The sequence below is a fragment of the Microcoleus sp. C2D2 genome (assembly GCF_036702495.1).
Taxonomy (GTDB): domain Bacteria; phylum Cyanobacteriota; class Cyanobacteriia; order Cyanobacteriales; family Microcoleaceae; genus Microcoleus.
On sequence record NZ_JAUBTO010000310.1, the window covers coordinates 1 to 3,620 of the forward strand.

A 3,620-nucleotide genomic window follows, 5' to 3' on the forward strand; every position below is an offset into this window, starting at 1 on the left:
AGCTCTTGTTTCATGTGTGGAAAAAATACTTAAAGAATTTGGAGAAAATTATGTAATTAATTTTGCTTAACTACTTAGGACTTCCCGACAAAGATGATGACACAGATGCTCTGGCGCTGGCGATTTATGGTTGGGATTACTTGGAAGCGCCTCGCCGTTTTGTCCAAGTGCGATCGCAAACCATTGTTCAAATCCGCCGCTTGGTTTTGCGACTGTCTCACCTCAACCGCGTGCAGTCGCCAATTATCAACCGCGCTCGCCAGGATTTAGCGTGGCAATTTCCAGAAGCGGCCCTCGTGCGATCGGTGAGATCGGGTGAAAAAGTGCCACTATTTTGGGGGTGGCTTTGCGGTCAACGACCGTCAGTTAAATATGATTTGATGCTGGAGCAGTCGATCGGGCTGGGAATAGATGAGGGCGTTCGCCTTCACGCTGCGCGAATTTGTGACATTCAGCGAGAAGAAATGATTGTGGAGTTTCAACTTTCTAAACTTGTAAGCGAGCCGCAGTTTTTGCCCTATCGCAAGGTTTTTGCCCGTTTTGGTTTTGGCCGCCGAGTCGAGGCTTTGCTGCTTTCTCAGATTTATCCATTTGAAAATTACCTTGCCGCCGACGGTAAACCTGATGTGAAGATTCGTAACGGTCGCCTGTCTGACAAACCTACCAAGCGGCATTTATCACAACGCCGTTTTTGTAAAGCACTGGGCTATGCACCGTCGCAAGAGAGCAGCGGTGACATCAACAGGTCGAGAGTCAGCGGCGGTTCAGATTTGTGCCGAAAAGCTTTGTGGCAGTGGATATTTACTAGGATTGAACCGCAGCGCACACGCCTAAACAATGAAATTGGCGATCGGCTCGGCAAGATTATGGATTTAGAAAAAGCTAGCGGGCGACCTGTGCGGCTGGTGTGATCGCGCGTAGCCGCTAAAGCAGTCAAGCTTTTGTTTAAAGAGTTGGTGCGCGAGCTCGTTCAGTCTGAAATATAAAAGGAGAAAATCAAAATGATCTACAAGAAGATTCGGAAGCTTTACGAGGCAGGGCAGACAATCGACGAAATCGCTAATCATTTAGAGGTTAGTCCAACTTATATTTACACCCGTCTAAAAAAAAGTGGCGTAACTATGCGTAGAGCTATAGTACGTAGGACGGAAACACAGCAGGCGCGACACAACGAAATCGTCAAACTTCGCGCTCAAGGTCTATCTCTAAAAAAAATAGCTGAGGCTGTCGGGATTTCTCCCGAGGGAGTCCGACATTATTTAAGACCTAAAAATTTGACATCAAGCAGCGACCAAGAATTGCTAGAGTGAACGACTTATTTCTGTATTCGGGTTAGCTGTTTTTGTCGGTTTGTCCTACGCCTTTTCAGTCGATCGTCGCGCTGTCAAGTGGTCGCCCGTATTGTGGGGAATTGCTTTACAGCTAATTTTTGCTATTTTAATTCTCAAAACTGCTCCGGGTTTGGCTGTCTTTAAATTTTTGGGAGATTTGGTGACGCAGTTTCTCAATTTTTCTGATGCGGGGGCAAAGTTTATATTTGGAGACAATTTTGCCGAACACTTTATCGCTTTTAAAGTGCTGCCGACTATCATTTTTGTCTCTTCGTTTATCACCCTACTTTATCACTACGGCATTTTGCAGCGAGTTGTGCAAGCAGTGGCACGGTTGATGATTAAAACCATGAAAACTTCTGGCGCCGAAACCCTTTCTTGTGCTGCGAATATCTTTGTCGGGCAAACAGAAGCTCCTTTGTTAATTAAACCTTATTTGGCTACGATGACGCTCTCGGAACTCCATGCTGTCATGACGGGAGGATTTGCCACAATCGCCGGCGGAGTCATGGCAGCTTATATTTCTTTTGGAGTACCGGCTCAACATTTAATTGCGGCGTCGGTGATGTCTGCACCAGCAGCTTTGGCTATTTCTAAATTGCTGTACCCAGAAACTGAAAAGTCGCTGACTGCTGGGGAGGTGGAGGTGAAGGTAGACCAGGTTTATGCTAATGCGGTGGATGCGGCTGCTTCGGGTGCTAGCGACGGGTTGAAGTTGGCGGCGAATGTGGCCGCTATGCTGATTGCTTTTTTGGGTTTGTTGGCTTTTTTTAATGCGCTTTTGGGCTGGTTTGGAGGGCTAATTAGTTTGCCTCAGTTGTCGCTAGAATTAATTTGTGCTTATTTGATGGCTCCGGTTGCTTGGCTGATGGGGGTGCCTTGGGCTGATTGCGCAGAGGTGGGGGTTGTTTTGGGAAAAAAAACGATTTTGAATGAGTTTATTGCTTATTTAGATTTGATGGAATTGGTGAAACAACAGGCGATTTCTGAACGCTCGCAAATTATCTCGACTTATGCTTTGTGCGGGTTTTCTAATATTGGTTCGATCGGGATTCAGATTGGGGGAATTGGCGCGATGGCTCCGCAGCGGCAAGGCGATTTGGCTAGGTTGGGCGTGAGGGCGATGATTGCTGGCTCTTTGGCTTGTTTTATGACTGCTTGTATCGCGGGGATGCTGATTTGAAAGTTTTGAGTTTTTAATTAAGCAGTGCCGTACTAGCCCAGTAGGAGCGTGAGTAACGAGGCTACTAACTTTGGGCGTTTTGATTCTGATTCCAAGCTCCCCCAAGCAATTTTCCTTGATTAAAAATCTCCGAAAAATAATCTGAAACCCTTGCCCTATATAGACAAAAACCTAATTTTCTCAGATGTCTATTGAAGACTCAAAAATCGGAACCTCCAATAGCGGTTTTCTGCTTTTTCTCCTGTTCAGATCTAACACGCCAGACACGGCTAGCAGTGCGGTACTTATGGCACACCCTACATTAAGCTGTGTTGCATCTAGATTGCCTATGGTATTAGAGAGGGAGAGGGGGTGAAGGGGAGAGGGGGAGAGGATTTGACGATTTTTGATCGGGACTCGAAATATACAATTTAAATGCACAACAGCTTAACTACAGTAAATCTTATTAAATAAAAGTTAAAAAACCTAAAAAAATATTTGATGGGTGGTATGGATTTGATGATTTGCGAGGCGGGACATCGAATTTTAGCGATCGGCTATTATTGAAAATAAGCAGGAGTTTAGTCTGTAACACGAGATGGAAACAGTAAACTAAATTATCCTCAAAGCCAAATAAATAGGTGGTTTACAATGGCTGTTATGCAACTAGAAAACGGTAGAACCTATAGGGATATAGGGGCGATCGCAAGCCAACTGGCTGTTTTAAATGTTCAGATCGATCGTCTGCCAATGAGGGAAAATCCTGCGGTTCGAGAACTGCTAGCCCAAGACATTATCAATGTAACAGAAAAACAGCAGATACTCGCAGCATTTCAAAGCGAGTTTGAACAGTTTAAGCGCGCAGACAAATGTCAGTGGTGCGACTTAAAAGTTCTGCACCCCGGTTCGCCACAGATTTACGCGCTGATGACTCAAAGCAATCGCACTCACACGCACACAGATCCAGAAGTTCTTCACATTTTAGCTGGGGAATGTGTTTTTGGGTTTGTGTATCCTAACGGCTCTCAGGTACAATTAATGCTGCAAGCTGCAGGTATCCGCTCAATAAATCGGGGTAACAGCAAAAAAGAAGGTTCACAATCTAGGCACAGCATGGTAGAATATAA

At 45.2% G+C, this 3,620-nt stretch carries 4 protein-coding genes; all 4 read left to right on the forward strand.

The genetic code is table 11. The features are described from left to right. Window positions 1-62 precede the first annotated feature (62 nt). Window positions 63-911, forward strand: a complete 849-nt coding sequence (locus QUB61_RS38415) for an IS110 family transposase (RefSeq protein WP_333136620.1) — start codon at window positions 63-65, stop codon at window positions 909-911. 90 nt (window positions 912-1,001) lie between these two features. After that, entirely contained in the window at window positions 1,002-1,310 is a 309-nt protein-coding gene (locus QUB61_RS38420) for a helix-turn-helix domain-containing protein (protein WP_333136623.1), read from the forward strand. A 7-nt stretch (window positions 1,311-1,317) separates the two neighbouring features. Continuing rightward, window positions 1,318-2,514 (forward strand): NupC/NupG family nucleoside CNT transporter, encoded by a 1,197-nt coding sequence (locus QUB61_RS38425; protein WP_333136627.1) that lies wholly within the window; start codon window positions 1,318-1,320, stop codon window positions 2,512-2,514. A gap of 630 nt (window positions 2,515-3,144) precedes the next feature. Next, on the forward strand, window positions 3,145-3,620 hold a 476-nt coding region (locus tag QUB61_RS38430; RefSeq protein ID WP_333136625.1), incomplete at its 3' end, for a hypothetical protein.

Bases quoted from the DNA above. Each gene is read 5' to 3' on its own strand.
- QUB61_RS38420 (WP_333136623.1), top strand. From the start codon at position 1,002: ATGATCTACAAGAAGATTCGGAAGCTTTACGAGGCAGGGCAGACAATC.